19 protein-coding genes are annotated in these 20,328 nt (G+C 65.6%); 10 read left to right on the forward strand and 9 right to left on the reverse strand.

Going from position 1 to position 20,328, the window contains the following annotated elements; all coding sequences use genetic code 11:
- Positions 1-20 precede the first annotated feature (20 nt).
- Complete coding sequence (locus tag JJ918_RS00665; protein ID WP_291881979.1) at positions 21-725, reverse strand: dienelactone hydrolase family protein; 705 nt, start codon at positions 723-725, stop codon at positions 21-23.
- A gap of 49 nt (positions 726-774) precedes the next feature.
- On the opposite strand from JJ918_RS00665, the gene JJ918_RS00670 reads away from it, so the two are divergent.
- The 6 genes from JJ918_RS00670 to JJ918_RS00695 all read left to right on the forward strand — a co-directional run bounded on the left by JJ918_RS00670 (position 775) and on the right by JJ918_RS00695 (position 6,727).
- Positions 775-1,038 (forward strand): DUF6489 family protein, encoded by a 264-nt coding sequence (locus tag JJ918_RS00670; RefSeq protein WP_291881981.1) that lies wholly within the window; start codon positions 775-777, stop codon positions 1,036-1,038.
- 3 nt (positions 1,039-1,041) lie between these two features.
- On the forward strand, positions 1,042-2,358 hold the full coding sequence (gene mnmE / locus JJ918_RS00675) for a tRNA uridine-5-carboxymethylaminomethyl(34) synthesis GTPase MnmE (RefSeq protein WP_291881984.1): 1,317 nt from the start codon (positions 1,042-1,044) through the stop codon (positions 2,356-2,358).
- Between the two features lie 124 nt (positions 2,359-2,482).
- Positions 2,483-4,342: a tRNA uridine-5-carboxymethylaminomethyl(34) synthesis enzyme MnmG gene (gene mnmG / locus JJ918_RS00680; protein WP_291881986.1), complete on the forward strand. Its 1,860-nt coding sequence runs from the start codon at positions 2,483-2,485 to the stop codon at positions 4,340-4,342.
- Positions 4,343-4,966: a 16S rRNA (guanine(527)-N(7))-methyltransferase RsmG gene (rsmG, locus tag JJ918_RS00685; protein ID WP_291881989.1), complete on the forward strand. Its 624-nt coding sequence runs from the start codon at positions 4,343-4,345 to the stop codon at positions 4,964-4,966. It begins immediately after the preceding gene.
- Positions 4,956-5,801: a ParA family protein gene (locus tag JJ918_RS00690; protein ID WP_291881992.1), complete on the forward strand. Its 846-nt coding sequence runs from the start codon at positions 4,956-4,958 to the stop codon at positions 5,799-5,801. Before rsmG ends, JJ918_RS00690 begins: the two co-directional genes overlap by 11 nt.
- Complete coding sequence (locus tag JJ918_RS00695; protein WP_291881995.1) at positions 5,798-6,727, forward strand: ParB/RepB/Spo0J family partition protein; 930 nt, start codon at positions 5,798-5,800, stop codon at positions 6,725-6,727. The genes JJ918_RS00690 and JJ918_RS00695 overlap by 4 nt, the downstream gene beginning before the upstream one ends.
- A gap of 18 nt (positions 6,728-6,745) precedes the next feature.
- Here JJ918_RS00695 and holA read toward each other — a convergent pair whose 3' ends face one another.
- Genes holA through JJ918_RS00715 form a run of 4 tightly spaced genes read right to left on the reverse strand, consistent with a single transcriptional unit; the run spans position 6,746 to position 11,434 of the window.
- A complete protein-coding gene (gene holA / locus JJ918_RS00700; RefSeq protein ID WP_291881997.1) occupies positions 6,746-7,798 on the reverse strand; it encodes a DNA polymerase III subunit delta in 1,053 nt (350 codons plus the stop codon).
- The gene (lptE, locus tag JJ918_RS00705; RefSeq protein WP_291882000.1) at positions 7,795-8,313 is read right to left on the reverse strand and encodes an LPS assembly lipoprotein LptE; all 519 of its coding nucleotides are present in this window, start codon (positions 8,311-8,313) and stop codon (positions 7,795-7,797) included. The genes holA and lptE overlap by 4 nt, the downstream gene beginning before the upstream one ends.
- A gap of 7 nt (positions 8,314-8,320) precedes the next feature.
- Entirely contained in the window at positions 8,321-10,900 is a 2,580-nt protein-coding gene (leuS, locus tag JJ918_RS00710) for a leucine--tRNA ligase (protein WP_291882003.1), read from the reverse strand.
- 33 nt (positions 10,901-10,933) lie between these two features.
- Positions 10,934-11,434 carry a DUF3576 domain-containing protein gene (locus tag JJ918_RS00715; RefSeq protein ID WP_291882006.1) on the reverse strand — a complete coding sequence of 167 codons (501 nt, stop codon included), beginning with the start codon at positions 11,432-11,434 and terminating at the stop codon, positions 10,934-10,936.
- Positions 11,435-11,698: 264 nt separating this feature from the next.
- Here JJ918_RS00715 and JJ918_RS00720 point away from each other — a divergent pair, with 264 nt between their 5' ends.
- Together JJ918_RS00720 and JJ918_RS00725 are read left to right on the forward strand one after the other, a co-directional pair.
- Positions 11,699-12,940, forward strand: a complete 1,242-nt coding sequence (locus tag JJ918_RS00720; RefSeq protein WP_291882009.1) for a porin — start codon at positions 11,699-11,701, stop codon at positions 12,938-12,940.
- A gap of 103 nt (positions 12,941-13,043) precedes the next feature.
- The gene (locus JJ918_RS00725; RefSeq protein WP_291882012.1) at positions 13,044-13,511 is read left to right on the forward strand and encodes an NtrZ family periplasmic regulatory protein; all 468 of its coding nucleotides are present in this window, start codon (positions 13,044-13,046) and stop codon (positions 13,509-13,511) included.
- Here the strand turns inward: JJ918_RS00725 and JJ918_RS00730 are convergent.
- Complete coding sequence (locus JJ918_RS00730) at positions 13,483-14,115, reverse strand: thiamine phosphate synthase (protein WP_291882014.1); 633 nt, start codon at positions 14,113-14,115, stop codon at positions 13,483-13,485. The two genes, JJ918_RS00725 and JJ918_RS00730, sit on opposite strands and share 29 nt — an antisense overlap.
- A 1-nt stretch (position 14,116) precedes the next feature.
- On the opposite strand from JJ918_RS00730, the gene JJ918_RS00735 reads away from it, so the two are divergent.
- Positions 14,117-14,794 carry a YggS family pyridoxal phosphate-dependent enzyme gene (locus JJ918_RS00735; RefSeq protein ID WP_291882017.1) on the forward strand — a complete coding sequence of 226 codons (678 nt, stop codon included), beginning with the start codon at positions 14,117-14,119 and terminating at the stop codon, positions 14,792-14,794.
- A gap of 51 nt (positions 14,795-14,845) precedes the next feature.
- On the opposite strand, the gene JJ918_RS00740 is transcribed toward JJ918_RS00735, so the two are convergent.
- On the reverse strand, positions 14,846-15,346 hold the full coding sequence (locus tag JJ918_RS00740; RefSeq protein ID WP_291882019.1) for a L,D-transpeptidase family protein: 501 nt from the start codon (positions 15,344-15,346) through the stop codon (positions 14,846-14,848).
- Between the two features lie 254 nt (positions 15,347-15,600).
- Between JJ918_RS00740 and JJ918_RS00745 the strand changes: the two genes are divergently transcribed.
- Positions 15,601-16,287 carry a response regulator transcription factor gene (locus JJ918_RS00745; protein WP_271187219.1) on the forward strand — a complete coding sequence of 229 codons (687 nt, stop codon included), beginning with the start codon at positions 15,601-15,603 and terminating at the stop codon, positions 16,285-16,287.
- A gap of 15 nt (positions 16,288-16,302) precedes the next feature.
- On the opposite strand, the gene JJ918_RS00750 is transcribed toward JJ918_RS00745, so the two are convergent.
- Both JJ918_RS00750 and xth read right to left on the reverse strand, forming a co-directional pair.
- Positions 16,303-19,407: a TAXI family TRAP transporter solute-binding subunit gene (locus JJ918_RS00750; protein WP_291882024.1), complete on the reverse strand. Its 3,105-nt coding sequence runs from the start codon at positions 19,405-19,407 to the stop codon at positions 16,303-16,305.
- Positions 19,408-19,480: 73 nt separating this feature from the next.
- On the reverse strand, positions 19,481-20,293 hold the full coding sequence (gene xth / locus JJ918_RS00755; protein WP_291882027.1) for an exodeoxyribonuclease III: 813 nt from the start codon (positions 20,291-20,293) through the stop codon (positions 19,481-19,483).
- Positions 20,294-20,328 lie beyond the last annotated feature (35 nt).

The following is a 20,328-nucleotide window of genomic DNA, read 5'->3' on the forward strand; positions in this document are numbered from 1 at the left end:
CAAGCGCCGGCAGATACGGCCTATTCGGATTTCAGATTCTTCCGGAAGAATTCCAGGGTGCGGCTGTCGGCGAGATGGGCGCTCTCGGGATTATAATGTGCCCCCTCGATGCGCGAGAAGGCGTGCTCATCGTCGGGATAGTCGTGCAGGGTCACCTGCAGGTGCGGGTCGAGGCCGGTGTGCATCGCGGCCTGAGATTCCGGCGGCACGAACTCGTCGCGGCCGGCGATATGCAGCATCAGCGGTTTCGAGATCTTGCCGGCCTCGTCGAGAAAGTTCGGGATATTGACGCCGTAATAGCCGACCGTGGCATCGCTGTCGGTGCGCGCTGCGGTGAGATAGGCCATCAGCCCGCCGAGGCAGAAGCCGATGGCGCCCACCTTGCCCGTGCACCCGTCCAGCTTGCGCACATGATCAAGGGTGGCCTGGACGTCTTCGATGCCCGTATCCGGGTTGAACTTGCCCATCAGATCGAAAGCCTTATCGAGCTCGGCCTGGGTCTTGTCTGTAATGTCGACACCCGGCTCGATCCGCCAGAACAGGTCGGGGCAGACCGCGATGAAGCCCTGGGAGGCCAGGCGGTCGCACATCTCGCGCATCACATGATTGACGCCGAAGATTTCCTGCAGGACGACGATGCCGGGTCCGGTACCGCTCGCCGGTTTGGCCAGATAGGCCGAGAATTCGCCGGCCGGCCCGGTGATGCGGATGTCTTGACCTGTCATGTCATGCTCCTGTTCATTGGAAGAGGACCCACCATCCTGCGAGGCGGCCATGAAGGTCAACATCGAGATCGAATGCACACCTGAGGAAGCGCGCAGCTTTCTCGGCCTGCCGGACGTCACGGCGCTCAATGAGAGCCTGATGGCGGAAATGCAGAAGCGGGCTGAAGCAAATATGGATCAGCTGGACCCCGAGGTTCTGATGCGTCAATGGTCGGCCTTTGGTGGCCAGATGACGAACCAGTTCATGGAGCTGATGCGCAGTGCGGCCGGGCCCGCTGCCGGCGGCAAGACGGGCAGCAGCAAGGATCGCTAGGCCGTGAACACGACAATCTATGCCCTGTCGACGCCCCCGGGACGGTCCGGTGTGGCGGTGGTCCGCCTGTCCGGTCCTGGCGCGGGCGGCATGCTGGATGCGCTGGCGGGTCTGCCGAGGCCGGAGCCGCGCCGGGCGGCGCTTCGCACGCTGAATGCTCCCGACGCGTCCGTCATCGACCGGGCACTGGTGCTATGGTTTCCGGGTCCGGCAAGCTTCACCGGCGAGGATTGTGTCGAACTGCACCTGCATGGCGGGCCGGCCGTGATCGAGGCCGCGCTGTCCGCGCTCGACGAGAGCGGGGCGGTACCGGCCGAGCCGGGCGAGTTCACGCGGCGAGCCTTCGAGAATGACAAGCTGGATCTGACCGAGGCTGAGGGTCTGGCGGATCTGATCGAGGCCGAGACCGAGGGGCAGCGGCAGCAGGCCCTGGCGCAGATGTCCGGGGCTCTGCGTCAGCTCTATGAGGGTTGGCGCGAGGATCTGATCGTCGCCATGGCCTCGATCGAGGGGGAGATCGACTTCCCCGACGAGGCCGATGTTCCTGACGCATTGTCCCACGTGGCACACGCGCCGCTGAGCCGGCTGATTGCGTCCATGGAAGCCCATCTGGATGATGGCCGGCGCGGCGAGCGCGTGCGGACCGGCTTTTCCATCGCGCTGATCGGGGCACCGAATGCGGGCAAGTCGAGCCTGTTGAACCGGCTCGCACGGCGCGAAGCGGCCATCGTCACGGATATTCCCGGCACCACGCGGGACGTGGTCGAGGTGCGCGTCACCATGGCGGGCTTTCCGGTGATCATTTCCGACACGGCGGGTCTGCGCGAGGCTGTGGATGCCATCGAGGCCGAGGGCGTCCGGCGGGCGCTGGATCGCGCCGACAATGCGGACCTGCGGATCGGCGTCGTGGATGCTCGGTCTGATGAGGATCTGCTCGATCTGCGCGGACGTCTGAAGGACGACGATCTGCTTGTTCTCAACAAGCTCGACCTGGCGCCGCAAAAGCGGTCGGAAGGGGCTTACCGTCTCTCGGCCAAGTCCGGCGACGGTGTGGACATGCTCGAGGCGAAGATCGAGGAGATCGTGCGCGAGCGCCTCGGCGCGCGGGAACTGCCGGCGTTGAGCCGGGCCCGGCATCGCCGTGCGGTGGAAAGCGCGCTGGGGGCCCTGAAGCGCTGCCGCGAGCGGCTGGCCGATGCGCCGGAGCTCGCAGGCGAGGATGCGCGATTGGCTGTGCGGGCGCTGGAAAGCCTGACCGGCCGCGTCGGTGTTGAGGACGTTCTCGACCGGGTGTTCAGCCAGTTCTGCATCGGCAAGTAGGCTCTCGTGAACCGCGCGGCGTGTTTCACGTGAAACACGCGGGTGTGCCCCTCGACTCGACGACCTGCGGGCATTATGTAGGCCGACCTTTTCCGCAAGTCAGAGCGTCGGGATCGATCCGGTCATGAAGCAATGGGATGTCATCGTCATCGGGGGCGGACACGCCGGCTGTGAAGCCGCGTCCGCAGCCGCACGTCTGGGCGCCTCGACCCTGTTGCTGACCCATCGTCTCGACACGATCGGCGAGATGTCTTGCAATCCGGCCATTGGCGGTCTGGGCAAGGGGCATCTGGTTCGCGAAGTCGACGCGCTGGACGGGGTGATGGGCCGTGTCGCGGATGCGTCGGGGATCCAGTTTCGTTTGCTCAACCGGTCCAAGGGTCCGGCCGTGCGCGGTCCGCGGACCCAGTCCGACCGGGCGCTCTACAAGACCGCGATGCAATCGGCTCTGGGCGCGACGGACAATCTGGAGATCCGGGCCGCGGCGGTAGAGGACCTGATCATCGACCAGGGCCGCTGCGTCGGTGTGACGGATGCCGCGGGGAATGAATACGCCGCCGCGTCTGTCGTGCTCACGACAGGCACTTTCCTGCGCGGCATGATCCATCGCGGTGCCGAGCGTATTCCCGCCGGGCGGGCCGGCGAGGCGCCGGCTGTGGGTCTGGGCGAGACGCTCTACGGGCTCAAGCTGCAGATGGGCCGTCTCAAGACCGGAACTCCGGCGCGGCTGAAGAAATCGTCGATCGACTGGGACGCACTGGAGCAGCAGGCGGCTGACGAGACGCCGGTGCCGTTCTCCTTCCTGACCGACCGGATCGAGGTGCCGCAGATCACCTGCGCTATCTCCCGGACCACGGAAGCGACGCACGCCATCATCGCCGCCAATCTGGAACACTCCGCCGTTTATTCCGGCGCGATTGCCGGGCGCGGGCCGCGCTATTGCCCCTCCATCGAGGACAAGGTGGTGCGCTTTGCCGACCGGACCAGTCACCAGGTTTTCCTGGAGCCGGAAGGGCTGGATGACGACACCGTCTATCCCAATGGCATCTCCACCTCGCTGCCCGACCACGTGCAGGACGCCTTCCTGAAGACCCTGCCGGGTCTCGAACAGGTCGAGGTGAAGCGCTACGGCTATGCCATCGAATACGATTATGTCGACCCGCGCGAGCTTGACGCGACACTTCAGGTGCGCGCCGTTACGGGGCTCTGGCTGGCCGGTCAGATCAATGGCACGACGGGCTATGAAGAGGCCGCTGCCCAGGGCGTGATGGCCGGCTTCAATGCGGCACTGTCCGCTCAGGCGCGCGAGCCTTTCGTGCTCAGCCGGTCGGACGCCTATATCGGTGTGATGATCGACGATCTGATCACGCGCGGTGTCAGCGAGCCCTATCGCATGTTCACCTCGCGCGCCGAATACCGGCTCACCCTGCGCGCCGACAATGCCGATCAGCGCCTCACGCCGAAGGCGATCGCGCTGGGAGCGGCGTCTGTTTCACGTGAAACACGCTTCACCAGAAAGATGGCGGCGCTCGAAACGACCCGCAGCCAGGTGCAGGCGCTCACCCTGACGCCGAACGAGGCGAAGGCGCACGGCTTGTCCGTGAATGCCGATGGCAAGCGCCGCACGGCGAGTGAACTGCTCGCCTACCCGGATATCGCCTGGAGCGACCTCGCACCGATCTGGCCCGAGCTGGACGGTATCGCGCCGGACATTGTCGAGCAGATCGAGATCGACGCGCTCTATGCCGGCTATATCGATCGTCAGCAGGCCGATATTCTCGCCTTCCGCCGGGACGAAGCTGTGCGCCTTCCGCGTGATCTCGACTATCGCTCTGTCGGCGGGCTGTCGAACGAAGCGCGCGAGAAGCTGGAGCGCGCGCGCCCCGAGACCTTGGGCCAGGCCTCGCGTATCGAAGGCGTCACGCCGGGCGCTCTGACAGCGGTTCTGGCGCATGTGAAACGGCTCAGCAAAGAGGCCAGCTAGGTGACACGCGACGAATTCCAGGCCCGAACGGGTGTTTCACGTGAAACGCTCGACGGGTTCGACCGCTGGCGGCAGATTCTCGTCGAGACGAGCGCTCACACCAATCTGGTGGCCCGCAGTTCGCTCGATCATTTCTGGGAGCGCCACGCTCTCGACAGTTTCCAGCTGATGCCGCTTGTTTCACGTGAAACGCGTCTCGTGGCCGATCTCGGCGCCGGTGCCGGCTTCCCCGGCATGGCCCTGGCGCTCGGTTTCCGCGACCGCGGACAGGCGGCTCGTGTGGTCATGGTGGATTCCGTGGGCAAGAAGGTCGCCTTCCTGCGCAAGGTGATCGACGATCTCGGCCTCAATGCCGAAGCGCGCTCGGTGCGGGTGGAGACGCTCGATCCTGCGGAAGGTTTCGATCTCGTCACTGCGCGCGCCTTCGCGCCGTTGAATAAATTATTGGGCTATGCCGAGCCCCTGTTGAAAAACGGGGCTGAAGGCCTCTTCTTCAAGGGCCGCCAGTACCAGGATGAATTGACCGAAGCCCGCAAAAGCTGGACAGTTGATCCGGAAGTCATACCCAGCCAGACGAGCGACGGTGTGATCCTGCGCATCAAAGAGGTCGAGCGTGTCCGATAAGAACGAGCGCCGCAGAGCGCCCCGCGTCATCGCCATCGCCAACCAGAAGGGCGGCGTGGGCAAGACCACCACCGCCATCAATCTGGGAACCGCCCTGGCGGCCATCCGCCAGAAGGTCGCGATCATCGATCTGGACCCCCAGGGCAATGCCTCCACCGGTCTGGGCGTGCCGCCCAGCAAGCGGACCCTGACATCCTATGACGTGCTGGTGGGTGGCGACCCGCTGAAATCGGCTTTGGTTCCCACTGTCGTGCCCGGCCTGTCCATCGTGCCGTCCGATCAGCTCCTGTCCGGGGTCGAGCTGGAACTGGCCGACGATCAGCGCCGTTCCTACCGGCTCAAGCGCGCCGTCGACCAGAGCATTGCGGCGCTGTCGCACGATGAAGACGGGCTGGACTATATCCTGATTGACTGTCCGCCCTCGCTGAACGTTCTGACGGTGAATTCGCTCACCGCGGCCGATGCCATCCTGGTGCCGCTGCAGTGCGAATTCTTTGCCCTCGAGGGTCTGTCCCAGCTCCTGCGCACCGTCGAGCGTGTGCGCGGCCACCTGAACACCAAGCTGGAGATCCAGGGCGTCGTGCTGACCATGTATGATGGCCGCAATAATCTCTCCGCCGAAGTCGCTGCCGATGTGCGCGAGCATTTCGGCGAGAAGGTCTACAAGACCATGATCCCGCGCAATGTGCGGGTCTCTGAAGCGCCCTCCGTGGGCAAGCCGGTGCTGCTCTACGATCTGCAGTGCACCGGGTCTCAGGCCTATATCAGCCTGGCCAAGGAAATCGTCCAGCAAGAGCGCAAACGCCGCCGGGAAGAGCAGGGTGAAGCCGCATGACATCCACTGACAAGAATCGTCGTCTGGGCCGGGGCCTCTCGGCCCTTCTGGGCGAGGTCGAGACCGAGGACTATGCCGCGCCGGATGGCGGCGATGCGCCGGCCTCCGCGCCGCGTTCGCGCGATGGCGTGCGCACCCTGCCGATCGAGCTGATCCGCCCGAACCCGGACCAGCCGCGCAAGACCATCACCGAGGCGGAGCTGGAAACGCTGTCGGAATCGATTGCCGAAAAAGGCGTGGTCCAGCCGATCCTGGTGCGGCCCGTCAAGGGCGAGGGCGAAGCCTATGAGATCGTTGCAGGGGAACGCCGCTGGCGAGCGGCCCAGAAGGCCCGCTTGCACGATATTCCGGCGCTTGTCCGCGAGCTCACCGACAAGGAAACGCTGGAAATCGGCATTGTCGAGAACGTTCAGCGCTCGGACCTCAACCCGGTGGAAGAGGCGCATGCCTATCGCCAGCTGATCGACCGTTTCGGTCACACCCAGGACGATGTCGCGCGCGCCGTGTCGAAGAGCCGCAGCCATGTCGCCAACATGGTGCGCCTTCTGGCCCTGCCGGAGGCCGTCCTGACGTCTCTTGCCAGCGGTGAAATCAGCACGGGTCACGCCCGCGCGATCGCCTCGGCGCCCGATCCGGAAGCGCTGGTCCGTATCATTGTCGAGAAAGGCCTGTCCGTACGCGAGGCCGAGCGCCTGGCGCGCGATGCGCAGGCCGGCAAAGCGTCTGACGGCAAGGCTGGCAAGGCCTCCAAACCTGGTGACAAGGATGCTGACACGCGAGCTCTCGAGTCCGATGTTACCGCACGCCTCGGCCTGTCGGTCGATATCCGGCACGGCAATAAGGGCGGCGAGATCCGGGTGCAGTACAAGACACTCGAACAGCTCGACGATGTCTGCCGCCGGCTGTCCGGAAACCGCACCGCCTGATTCCTCAAAGATATAAAGCTAGCGGCTGGCCTGTGCAGCGCCGCGGGCCAGCCGGATCAGCAATTCGCTGACCAGGGCCTCGGCCGGGCTGCCCGAGCGCTTGACGTCGCGCTCGGCCTGGAAGGCGAGCTGTCTGGCGTGCTCCAGCCGGCGTCCCCGCCACAGGCTGACCTGCCGCTTGAAGGCATCGGCCTGGGGCCCGAAGCGCGGCGCACCGGAGCGCGCCAGGGCGGCATCATCCCCGCCGGAGCTCTGCACGACACCGATCTGGTCGAGCCGCCGCTGCAGGGCGCGCAGGATGGCAACCGGGCTGCCACCCGCACTGACGGACCGGACATAGGCCTTGTCGGCTTCGGCGAGCCGGCCGAGCAGGGCAGGCTCGATGACGGCATCCATCTGGGCCTCGCCCTGGTCGGCGGCGATGGCCTCGACATCCTCGATCGAGACGACATCGTCACCCTCGGCGCGCTGGCTGCGGAGACCCTTGTAGAGAATCAGCTTGTCGATCTCGCCGCGGGCGAGCGCCCGGTCACCTTCGAGCCGCGGCAGCCAAATCATGCGCGCATCGGAAGCAATCGACAGACCTTCAGCTTTAAGTAGGTCTTCTGCGAGGTTTCCGAGCGATCGCGCGTCATCAGCATAACATGCTATAGATAAAGCCTTTTTCGCCGGTTCGAAGGTTTTTCTGAGCTTCCCTCGCGGCGTTAGATCCCCGGACTCGACCACGAGTACGGTTTGCGGCGCGAGAGAGCCGCTCTCGATCTCCGAAATCACGTCCGCAACGGGGCCGCCGCCGGTCTCGCCGCTGAGCCGGACCCGGACCAGGCGCTGACCGCCGGTCAGCGACATGGCGACCATCGCGTCGGCCAGGGCGGCCGGATCGGATTTGAGGTCTTCCTCGGTGAGCAGGGTCAGCGCGAAGGGATCGTCGGGATCGGACAGGATCGACTTGACCAGCGTGCTGGCGCGCTCGTGAGCGAGGCCGCGATCCGGCCCGTAGATCAGATAGGCCTTGATGGCCGGATCCGGGGTCCGGACGCGCGCATCGGCGTCGCGGGCCGATACCTTCATGGCGTGGCGGGTCCGCGGGTGTGGATCTCGTCCAGGGCGCGGACAAGCTGCATGGAAACCCGCTGGGCTGCCATCCGGGCGGCACGGGCCTGGGCATCCTGTTCGGAGATCATGGAGGCGTAGACAGAGCTCGACAGATTGTAGGAGGCCTCGCCATAGGTGGAGCCGACCAGAACCGGATCGGTCTCTCCGTCACGATAAAGCGCATAGTCGACTTCGAGCCGGATGGAAAAGCGCCGGACGATCGCATCGGCCCCGACGCCCAGTCCGGTCGCGCCCAGATCCGTCTCCGTTCGCAGCGTCAGATCGCCATTGGCATGGCGCGAGCCCATCTGGTCGATCAGGGCCTCCTGAAGCAGGAAGTCGACCCGTTCATCGCCTGTCTCGACGCGGATCTGGGACAGCGTGCTGCCGACAGCGCTCGATCCATACATCGGCGAGAAACCGCAAGCGCCCAGCGCCAGCGTGAAAGAGGCTGCCAGAGAGCCCAGGATCACTCGACGGCTGGTACGCATGGTTTTCCTACCCCACGACGATATTGACGATCCGGTCCGGTACCACGATCACCTTGCGCACTGTAAGCCCTTCGGTGGCGCGCACCACCCCGTCATGGGACAGGGCGAGTTCCTTGACCAGGTCTTCGGGCGTACCCTTGGCGACATCGATCTGGGCGCGGCGCTTGCCATTGACCTGGATCGGCAGCGTCACCGTATCCTCGACCAGCAGCGCCGGATCGGCTTCCGGCCAGGCCGCGTCGATCACCAGGCCTTCCCCGCCCAGCACTGACCAGCATTCTTCGGCCAGGTGCGGTACGAAGGGGGCGATCATGCGCACGAGAATACCCAGGCCTTCCGCCTTGGCCGCAACACCGGCCGCATCGGTCGGTTCGAACTTCCGCAGCGCATTGACCAGGTCATGGACCTGGGCGACCGCCGAGTTGAAGCGGAAACCCTCGATCGAATCCGTAACGGATTTCAGGGCCTTGTGCGCGGCCTTGCGGATATCCAGAGCGTCGCCGCTTGCGTCCGCTGCAATCGTTGCAGGACCCGGCGCACCCTCGGGCAGTGAGGTGACGGTCGTCCACAGGCGCTGGATGAAGCGCCAGACGCCTTCCACACCGCTGTCGGTGTATTCGACATCGCGCTCGGGCGGGCTGTCGGACAGGACGAACCAGCGTGCTGCGTCCGCGCCATAGCTCTCGATGAATTCATCCAGGTCGACGACATTCTTTTTCGACTTGGACATTTTCTCGATCGCGCCGACGGTCACCGGCTTGCCGGTGGCGATCTCGACGCGTGTTCCGTCGCGCTCCTCGATCTCGTCGGGGCCGAGCCATTTGCCATCCGCCGACTTGTAGGTCTCGTGCGTCACCATGCCCTGGGTGAACAGGCCGGCGAAGGGTTCGCCGCCGTCCAGCTTCATCAGGCCGCAATCATTCAGAGCGCGCGTGAAGAAGCGGGCATAGAGCAGGTGCAGGATGGCGTGTTCGATACCGCCGACATACTGGTCGACCGGCATCCAGTGCTCGGCCTCGGCCGGTGCAAAGGGCGCGTCCTCGGTCCAGGGCGAGGTGAAGCGCAGGAAATACCAGGACGAGCACACGAATGTGTCCAGCGTATCGGTCTCCCGGCGCGCCGGCTTGCCGCATTTCGGGCAGTCCGTGTTCTTCCAGGTCGGATGGCGTTCCAGCGGATTGGAGGGCTGGTCGAAGGTCACATCCTCGGGCAGGACCACCGGCAGCTGGTCTTCCGGCACCGGCACGGCGCCGCAATCGGCGCAATGCACGATCGGGATCGGGCAGCCCCAGTAGCGCTGGCGGGAGACCAGCCAGTCGCGCAGGCGATAGCTGGTCGCACCCTTGCCGAGGTCCAGCTTTTCCAGCTCCTCGATGGCGCGCTCGATCGCGGCCGGCGTTTCGAGCCCGTCCAGGAAGCGCGAATTATAGATCGTGCCGTGGCCGGTGAAGGCTTCGTCCTCGATTGTGTGCGTCGCGGCATCGGCATTGGGCGGCAGCACCACCGGATTGACCGGCAGACCGTATTTGCGGGCAAAGTCGAGGTCGCGCTGGTCGCCGGCGGGCGAGCCGAAAATCGCGCCCGTACCATAGCCCGACAGCACGAAATTCGCCGACCAGACCGGGATTTCCCAAGTGTCGTCAAACGGATGGCGGACCTTGATGCCCAGATCGATCCCCTTCTTGGGGGCTTTCTCGATCTCTTCTTCCGTCGTACCCATGCGGGCGCAATCCTGACAGAAGGCCTCGATCTGCGGATTGTCCTTCGCCAGCGCCTTCACGATCGGATGATCGGGCGCCAACGCCAGGAAGCTCGCCCCGAACAGCGTGTCCGGACGGGTGGTGAAGACGTCGATCGTCTCGCCGAAACGGGTATCGGTCAGCGGGAAGCGGACTTCGGCCCCGCGCGACCGGCCGATCCAGTTTGACTGCATCGTACGGACCTTGTCCGGCCAGCGGTCGAGGCCTTCAATAGCGTCGGTCAGCACATCGGCATACTGGGTGATCTTGAAGAACCACTGGTCCAGTTCGCGCTGCTCGACCTCGGCGCCGGAGCGCCAGCCCTTGCCGTCGATCACCTGTTCATTGGCCAGAACGGTCTGGTCGACCGGGTCCCAGTTGACCTTCGCCGTCTTGCGATAGGCCAGACCATTTTCCCACAATTTCAGGAAGATAGCCTGCTGATGGCGATAATAGGCCGGGTCGCAGGTCGCGATCTCGCGGCTCCAGTCGAGGGCCAGGCCCAGACGCTGGAGCTGTTTGCGCATGACGTCGATATTGCCATAGGTCCACTTGCCCGGGTGCACACCGCGGTCACGGGCGGCGTTCTCCGCGGGCAGGCCGAACGCGTCCCAGCCCATCGGATGCAGCACGTCGAAGCCGCGGGCGCGCTTGTAGCGCGCCACGACGTCACCCATCGTGTAATTGCGGGAGTGGCCGACATGGATACGCCCCGACGGATAGGGGAACATCTCCAGGACATAGTATTTCGGCTTGCCGGACTCGGGTCCGCCGGCACGGAATGCATCACGCTCCGCCCAGGCCGATTGCCATTTCGGTTCGGCCTCGCGGGGATTGTATCGGCTCATGGTCATGCTCGCTGCGAGGCCGCTATGGCGTCACTAGCCTTCCAGCTGGGAAATACGCAGCTGGCGGGCCCGGGTCAGGATCGCATTCTCGATCTCGTAGGCGGTGTCGTCGCCGGACTGCGCGTCGGTCCATTCGCCCTGGTCGTTGCGGACCTGGCGGAAGACGTTGACGGCCAGTGCGTCGGCACGCAGGCGCGTATCGAGAATATAGACCGTCAGCTTGAAGCGCTCGGTCGGCATCTGCGGATTGGCGTACCAGTCCGTGATGATGACGCCGCCGAACGGATCGACTTCCGACAGCGGCATGAAGGAGATGGTGTCCAGGCTGGCGCGCCACAGGAAACCGTTGACGCCGATGCCCTCGACCTCGACCGGGCGATTGCCGCCACCCAGCGGGTTGGGCAGGGACGGAAGACGCAGGCCGGACCGGCTCTCCGACGCGGCGGATTGCTCGGCCGCATTGTTCGAGGCACAGGCCGACAGGCCAAGAATGGCGGCGGAGAGGGCTACTCCAAGAATCCGACGGTCGGACATAAGCCGAGACTCCTTCGAAACAGACAGCGGTAACACGCGGGGAACCGTGAACGCGGACGCGCTCCTTGCTTTGACGATTTGTATAACATGCGAAACGGGACACGCCAGCGCCGAAAGGCACCCGATGCGAGCGTGGCAGGATCGCAACAACTTGGCGCCAAGTTTTCCGCAAGCCGTGCGGGGTGCTTGACCGGACGGGCGTGCTGACCTCCTTTAGGGGCGCGACGTCCGGGGGGACGGGGCCGATCGGCGGGACCGCGAGACATGGTACGGACACTCAGCGCGACCTTGATCGCCGCTCTGTCCGGAGCGCTTGCGGCCCCGCCGGCATTCCCCCAGACGGACTCGTCTACCGGCATATTTTCCAATGAAAGCAACGGGTTCGATGCGGCGTTCGAGACGCGTTTCGAGCTGGCTGCCGGCGCGGTCCTCGCGTCCGGTGATGGCGCTGAGACGCCGCTTTTCGACATCGATACGGCCCTGACCATTGAAGGCTTCACCGATGCCGGCCGCCGCTATGGCCTGGTCGTCGGCGGGCGGATCGAGCGGGACAGCGGCCGCCTCGGCTGGGGCGGGCTCGCCGGAGACTGTCCGGCCGGCCGCGGCGATTGTGCCACGGGGGTGAGCCCGGCGAGCGGCTATCGCAGCAGCGGCGCACCGGTTGGTGACGCCACCCGCACCGCGCTGGAAGACGCCTATCTCTACTACGACACCGGCTGGGGCGAGCTGCGTCTGGGTTACGGGCCGGGCGCCGCCCAGCTCGACACGGCCGGCGGGCCGGCGGCCTTCCGCCTGAGCCGCGCCGATGGCGGCCGCGTCGCCACCGACCGCCTGTCGGGTGCGCGCACGGCCAACCTCGCGTCCGGCTGGTCGCCGAAAATCCTGTTCCGCTCGGTCGCGCTGGGGCAGGAGAGCACGATCGGCACCCTGCGGGCCTCGGCCTCCTGGACCCCGGCCGTGCGCGATTGCGGCGTCGATGTCTGCCATCGCGAATACGGTCCGGCCGGACTGGTCAGCCCGGTCTTCGACGACATGGCCGAGCTGGGCCTGATCTATGCCGTCCGCCGCGGCGATCATGAGATCGAGGCCTCCTTCGGTATCGCCAGCGGCGCCGACGCCACCGGCCGGCCGGGCTTCGAGCGCCTGCTTGCCTGGGATGCGGGCCTGTCCTGGCGCCTTGGCGACTGGTCGGCGGGGCTGCGCGGCCTGGTCAGTGACAATGGTCTTGCCGGCGACCAGGGCTATCAGGCCTGGTCGGCTTCAGCCGGGTATGAGGCCGGTCCCTGGCTGTTCACGCTGGAATATGCGGGCTTTTCCGACGACGCGGTTCATGTCGACGGCACCAGCTGGCAAGCGGGCGGATCGCGCCTGATCGGCGAGCACTGGCTTGCCGGCGTCGGACTGCGCAGCGCCCGGCGCTGGGATCCGGTGCTGACACCCGCCGGGCGGACACAGGTCCGGTCGGAGGACACGGTCGGATTTTTCGAGCTCGGCTGGCAGTTTTGACAAATCCGCCACAGGCGGCGTGAAACTGTTGTAACCGCCGCAGAATCTTCTTGGGACGGATGGGTCCGGTGCGGTAAAACCATCTGGTGTGAGGGAGATTGCAATGAGCGGGCGGAGCTATCCGTTTGACATCATTGGTAAGACGGCGCCTGCAGTCGTAACGGCTGCTGCCCTGTGCCTGTGCGCGCCTGCGGCTTTCGCCCAGGACGATACCGCGGCTGCGCTTGCAGCGCCGGCACCGGCCACGTCCGAGGCTGAAACGCCGTGGTATGAAGCCTTCACCCTGTCCATGAATGAAGCCGCCCATCCGGGCCTGGAAGAACCCGATACGTTCGACTGGGAATCCGCCGGTGGCCGCTGGGGCATCACGCTGGGCGTGGAAGACCATTCCGACACGCGCTTCGAAACCGAAGACGTGAGCGCCGGGGCCTTCGTCAATCTCGGCGAACGCTTCCGCCTCGGCGGTCAGGTCCGCTTTGCCGCACCGGACAGCGAGTATTTCACGCTTCGCGAGAACCGCCAGGACCGCCGCGAGCCGGAAATCAAGTTCGAGTCGGCCCTGCGCTTCTGATCGCGCCGACACACGCAATTCCTGAAAATCCGAGACCTGTCAGCCGTTTCGCCGTGCGGTGATTGACGCCGCCCAGTGCATAGACCGGCAGAACTGTGGCCCGCGCCATCGCCGCTGCGGCCCAGCCCCCCAAAGGCCGTCCGGCGCTGGGGCTCTGGCTGGGAAAGACCGCCGACAGCAGGGCTGCATCGATACCGGCATCGCCCGCCCGGGCCAGCGCCCGCCAGGAATGGGCGGCGGCTGTGAAAAAGCCCGTATTGCCGCGCGCCCGGCAGGCGGCGGCTTCGGCGATCTGCCGTTCCGGCCAGTGCACGCCGTCCGCCCCGGCCCGCCGGGCCAGATCCGGATCTCCCGACACCAGCAGCCAATTGCCCTGCGCGTGGCAGATCGCAGCCAGCCGTTCTGCGACCTCCAGCCGGTCCGGTGCACCGAAATGCCGGTAGATCACCGCGCTGCCGCCCGGGGCCGCAGCGGCGAACGCTTCCGGGTCTGGCGTGCGGGCCGGATCGGTCAGCGCCAGCAGCGCCGGCAGACCGGTCCCGCGCGGGGCCTGCACCGCAAGCGCCTGTCTTGCCAAGCCCGCCGGGGCGTCATATGGCGGCATGATGAGCGACACTTCCGCAATCTCCGCAAACCGTCAGGCCCTGCTCGACACGATCGCTGCCGCGGCCCGGCCGGCAGGACGAAGCCCGGGTGATATCACCCTGGTGGCCGTATCGAAACGCCAGAGCGACGACCGGCTGGATGCCGCGCTTGCGGCCGGCCAGCGCGTGTTCGGCGAAAACCGTGTGCAGGAGGCCCAGGCGCACTGGTCCGGCCGCCGCGCAGACTATCCCGATCTCGAACTGCGCCTGATCGGCCCGCTGCAGTCCAACAAGGCGGACGATGCCGTTGCCCTGTTCGACGTGATCGAGACGCTGGATCGCGACAAGCTGGCCGGTGCGCTGCGCAAGGCGATGGACGCGCAGGGCCGCACGCCGCGGCTCTATGTGCAGGTCAATACCGGCGAGGAAGACCAGAAGGCGGGTGTTGCCCCGGCCGAGCTGCCGGACTTCCTGGCGCGGATGCGGCAGGACTATGGCTTCGAGATCGAGGGTCTGATGTGCATTCCGCCGGTCGAGGAGCCCGCCGGTCTCCACTTTGCCCTGCTCGACAAGCTCGCCCGCGAAAACGGGGTCGAAAAGCTGTCCATGGGCATGAGCGGCGATTTCGAGACGGCCGTCGCGCTGGGCGCGACATCGGTCCGCGTCGGCACAGCCTTTTTCGGTGAACGGGAAGTCTAGAGCCGCTGCATTTTCGAACCGCGAAACCGGTACCCACTTTCGCTGAAAATGCTAGCTGATCGTCAGCGTGTCGCCCGGCTTCGCCTGCGCCAGCAGGGCGCGCACATCGTCGGGATCCAGCGCGACACAGCCCAGCGTGGGCTCGTAATCGCCGCGCTTGCAGTGCAGGAAGATCGCCGAGCCCGCACCGGGCACGGGCGGATCGTCATTATGGCCGAGCACGAGAATGATGTCGTACAGCCCGTCCTCGCGCCATAAATCCTCGTGAGACGCCGGATAGGGCTTGCGGACGGGGCGGTTATAGGCGGGGTCGTCCGGCGCGTCGCACCAGCCATCATCGGGGCGGATCGCCCGCACCGGCAGCGCGGTGTCGGGCGCCGTGACCCGGTCGGCCCGGTACATCACACGGCGCAGTGCATAGCGGCCCAGCGGGGTGGCGCCATCGCCCTCACGCTTGTCTGACGCGTCCGTGATGCCGCCTTTTCCCAAGGCTGCGCGTACGGTGCGGCCGCCGAGGTCGATCTGCCCGGTTCGTGAGACTTGCCAATCCATGACGCCAGCATAGATGAAAAAAGCGGTGGTCGGCGAGGGACGCTCTTGTGCCGGAAATGGCACAGGCATCCACTTCGCCTCCCCCACCACGGAAGGGTGTCCGGCCTGCGGACTCGGCGCTAACCAAGCAATTTCGGTACCAGAATTCGTGATGGAAATACGGGACACTTCGCTATGCTTAAGCAAATATTGCCGGGCACATCCTGCCGGTGGGCAGAATTTGCCTTGCGACCGGAAAAGGGCATGATCGCACCATGAGCGCACAGAAAACGATTCTGATCGTGGACGATGACGAGGATCTGCGCGAGGCGCTGGTCGAACAGTTCGCGCTTCACGAGGAATTCCGCACGCTCAGCGCCGGCACGGCCGGCGAAGGCATGGCAACGGCGAAGGCCGAACGCGCCGATCTGGTCCTGCTCGATGTCGAACTGCCGGACATGGACGGCCGCGAGGCCTGCCGGCTGATGCGCAAGAACGGGGTGTCTGCACCGGTCGTCATGCTGACCGCCCAGGATACCGATGCCGACCAGATTCTCGGTCTGGAATCCGGCGCCAATGACTATGTCACCAAACCGTTCAAATTCTCCGTCCTGCTGGCCCGCGTGCGCGCCCATCTGCGCAGCCACGAGCAGAGCGAGGACGCGGTCTTCCGCATCGGCCCCTACGAATTCCGGCCGGCGATGAAGCTGTTGCTGACCGCCGACGAGAAAAAGATCCGGCTGACGGAAAAAGAGACCAATATCCTCAAATACCTCTACCGCGCCGGCGGCAAGCCGGTGCCGCGCGACGAGCTGTTGCACGAGGTGTGGGGCTATAATCCGGCCGTGACGACGCACACGCTGGAAACCCACGTCTACCGGCTAAGACAGAAGATAGAGCCCGATCCGGCCCATGCGCGGCTGCTGGTGACGGAAAGCGGCGGATACCGGCTGCAGGGCTGAGGCAAGGGGTCCAACTCAGGGCTCGTCCGTTCCGCCTTCCCAGATACCGAAACAGGCGGTGAAGACCAGCAGATCGCCCTGCTGCAGCGTGTCCTGCTCGATCTTGTCGTTGTAGCAGGTGCGGAAATGGAAATCGAAATCGCCCTTGCGGTTGCGCAGCGTGTCGCGCTTGGTCACCGGCAGCCAGCCGACTAGGTGCAGGCCGGCATGGCGTGAACGGACCAGGCTGGCATAGCTCTGTCCGATCAGCGGATCGTCGGCCGCCAGCTCCTTCATGTAGAGATGGGTGCCGTCGCGCATATTCATAACGGCGATCAGGAAATCGAGAACCGAATTGCCGTCGAACACGTCCTTGACGAGGAAGCGTTCGACCAGCGTCGCGCTGGGGATGACCGCATTGGCGCCCGCGCCGGCCTGGCTGGCAGTCTCGCGGACAGGCAGATCCTGTCCCTGTGAGAATTGCGGACCGAGAAAGGCGTCGCGGTCCTCGCGGGCGATCGCCTCGGCGATGATCTTGCAGGTCCATCCGCTGCTGTCGGCGATCTGCCGGATCAGCTTGGTGGCCAGAAGCGTGTGGGCATCGGCCGCACGCACCCGGGCCGAGCTGGACGCATTGCGCTTCTTCTTCGCGTCGGCCAGGACGATGGCATAGTCGAAAGCCTCCACGCCGCAATCCGTCCTGAAACTGTCGAGGCGTTCGGCCAGGACATTTCGGGTCAGGAAGGGAGTCGACTCGATCGTGACAACGCAGATCTGCGGGTCGCGGTGAAAGGCGCGCAGGTTCTTTTCCAGCCGGTCGACATGTTCTTCCGAAGCATAGATCAGGATCCGCGTGCCCTCGGGGCGGGAAAAATTGAACAGCTCGCGGGGGATCGGGGCTGCGTCCAGAACGGTCTGGCGATGCCCGGGCTTCAGCACCGTGTCGCGGGTGTGGGCGGCGTAGATGATCCTGTCATTGCGCGCGGGCACATGGTCATAGCCGGCCTCGCGGGTCAGCGAGATGATCGGACCGCCATCCAGAACTTCGGCGTCATAGACAGCCTCGCGCTTGAGATCGCCGCGGACCACGCCGATCAGGTTTGCCCCGCTGCGCCAGATCTCGCGTTCGACATCGCACAGCGTCATTTCCGGGTCATAGCCGGGGTGCCGGTCGCACAATTCGCCGTATTCGACGGCGTAGATTTCGTCGAACGCGTCATAGGTCAGCACTTCCAGCAGATAATCCACCATCAGCGGATGGATGGTGGAGAGCGCGGCGGCCTTGGCGATGAAGAGGTCCGGCGTGATCAGCGTGTCGCAGCCGAAGCTCGCGAAATGGTCGGCATTCTGGTTGAAATTCAGCTCGGCCGAGATGCGGATCTCGGGGTTCAGGCGCTTCAGATTCATCGCCGTCAGGATAGCGCCGATATTCTGGCTTTCCCGGCGCTCGTAATCGGCCAGGATAATGGCATGCGAGGCGCGCCTGGCGCCGGCTTCCTCGAGCGTCTTGCGGTCGGCGCTGTCGCCGCGCCGGAAGCGGACCCGTTTCGGATTGAAATGATGCCCGTCCATCGGGCTCGCATCGCCCGACTGGGCCACCATGCACACCTTGTATCGCTCGGCTGCGTCCTGTCCCGTCAGCGAGTAGATCACGCCGGAGAGATGCTCGTTCCAGCCGCACACCAGGATGTGGTCATGCCATTTCGTGCGGGCCCAGCCGGCCGCCTTGGCGGCACGCTGCCGGCCGATGAAATTGCTGGTGACGATAATCGCCGTGATCGGTCCGCCAATGCCCAGCAGGGCCAGGCAGGCCACCATCACCCGGCCCGGCGGGCTCAGCGGGTAGGCGTCATTCTCGGTGAAGCCGCTGGCCACGAAGGCCAGCATCCAGACAATCCCTTCCATGAAGGCGAGATCGCCGAACGGATTGTCCAGGTTGAAGGCCCGCGCGTGCATCGCCTCGGCTGTGCGCAGGGCGATAAAGGCGCCGCACAGGATGATGGCAAACAGGCTGATACCGATGAACCAGGGGCTGGGCCGGGCCCACAGGTCGATCGCCTGCTGCACGCCCGGCAGGCGCCGGTCCCGGGTCCGCGCTTCGCCCGTGCGGTCATAGGTCGTGCGCATGGAAATTGCCGCGACGCTCGAGGCCAGCAGCGCGCCCCAGGCGATCAGCCAGAGCCAGTAACGCGGCGGCGCAGCGGCATGGCCCTGTTCGACCAGGACCGCGCGTGCGGCCGGATGAAAGTCCAGCGCCAGACGCGTCACGAAATCCTCGGGCGGATACAGCCCGCCGACATCCTGCAGGTCGGGCCAGATCGCGAGGAGTGTACCGGTCAGTGCTCCGACTGCCTCGCGCGGCGCATCCCGCCGGGCCAGCAGCACGGCGCGTGTCGCCAGCGACGCCTGGATGCGTCCGTCGATCTCCAGGCCGGAGCTTTCGTAATAGGGGTTCTCGTTGGCCAGCTGGGTGATGATCGAGGGCGGCACGGCGAGGCGCGAGAAGCGGTCCGCATCGAACTCGAAATTCTCGCCGGCCGTCACGAAGACGGCATCCACCGTATTGTCGCCCAGCGCCGTGAACGCATCGCGTATGCCGTCGCTGGCCGGCAGATAGTCGACGCCTTCACGCAGACCGGCCGCGGCCAGCACGTCGCGCGCATTGATCGTGCTGCCCGATCCGGGCACGCCGATATTGATGCGGCGTCCGCGCAGCTCGCCGAACAGATCCGGCGCATTGTCTTCCCGGCGCACAAAGACTTGCACGAATTCGGGGAAGAGCGGCGCCACAGCCGCAAAGTCCTGCCAGCGTTCCAGCCCGTGGCTGCCGGTAAACTGGTGATAGGCGAGATCGTTCTGGGCAATGGCGAAGGCCAGCTCACCGCCGCGCAGCCCGCGCAGGTTTTCCAGGCTGCCGGCGGTCGGGGCGTTGCAGACCGAGCCTTCGAGCCCGGCCTCGATCAGGCGCTCCGCGAAGGCGTGATAGCGCCCGCCCGGCTCGCCGGACCCGATACAGATCCCGGCGGCGGCCGCACTGTCCGTATCGGTCTCCGTGCTCGTCGCGGAGCCGGAGCCCGTCTGGGCCAGCGCACCGCAGACCGCGAGAATCCATACCGTTGCCGCTGTCAGGAAAATCCGCATCAACCCGTCCCCCCGGCGCACAGGATGCGTCGGAAAACGGGCCGATTACAAGAGATTGGGTGGAAGTTGGCGGTCAGCCGCCGATCCGCAGCACCACCGGGGCGTGATCCGACGGCTTCTCCCAGCCGCGCACATCTTCCCAGATCCTGAAAGCCTCACGTCCGCCGGCCAGGGCGCGCTCGCGCACGGCGGGAGCGGCCCAGATATGGTCGAGACGGCGGCCGCGATTGGCGGCTTTCCAGTCGCGGGCGCGGTAGCTCCACCAGGAATAGACCTTCTCGTCCATCGGGATCAGCTCACGCGCCACATCGGCAAAATCGCCGGCCTGGCGGATCCGCTCCAGGGCTTCGGTCTCGACCGGTGTGTGGGAGACCACTTTCAGCAATTGCTTGTGCGACCAGACATCGTGCTCATAGGGCGCGATGTTGAAATCGCCGACCAGGACGAGCGGCGGGTTCTCGGCGGCGCGGGCCTTGAAATAGGCCTCGATGCGGTCGAGGAAGCCCAGCTTGTGGGCAAAGCGCGGATTGATCGCCGGGTCCGGTTCGTCGCCGCCGGCCGGGATGTAGAAATTGTGAAGCTCGATGCCTTCCACCATCACCCGCTGGTGACGGGCTTCCGCCTTCGGGCACAGGTCTTCATCGCCCAGATCCTCCAGCGGGAGTTTCGAGGCGATCGCGACGCCGTGCATCCCCTTCTGGCCGCGCACGTGGAAATGCCGGAACCCCATCTCGCGGAAGGCCTCTTCCGGGAATTGCTCGTTCAGGCACTTGATCTCCTGCAGGCACAACACGTCCGGATCGGCCTGGCTGACCCAGTCGGCCACAAGCGGTGCGCGCAGGCGCACGGAGTTGATATTCCAGCTGGCGAGCGTGAAAGCGGTCATGGGCAGTCCTTGTGCGGGCGGTCGGTCGGAAAGTG

Origin of the sequence: Maricaulis sp., from assembly GCF_017642925.1 — a bacterium.
GTDB lineage: Bacteria > Pseudomonadota > Alphaproteobacteria > Caulobacterales > Maricaulaceae > Maricaulis.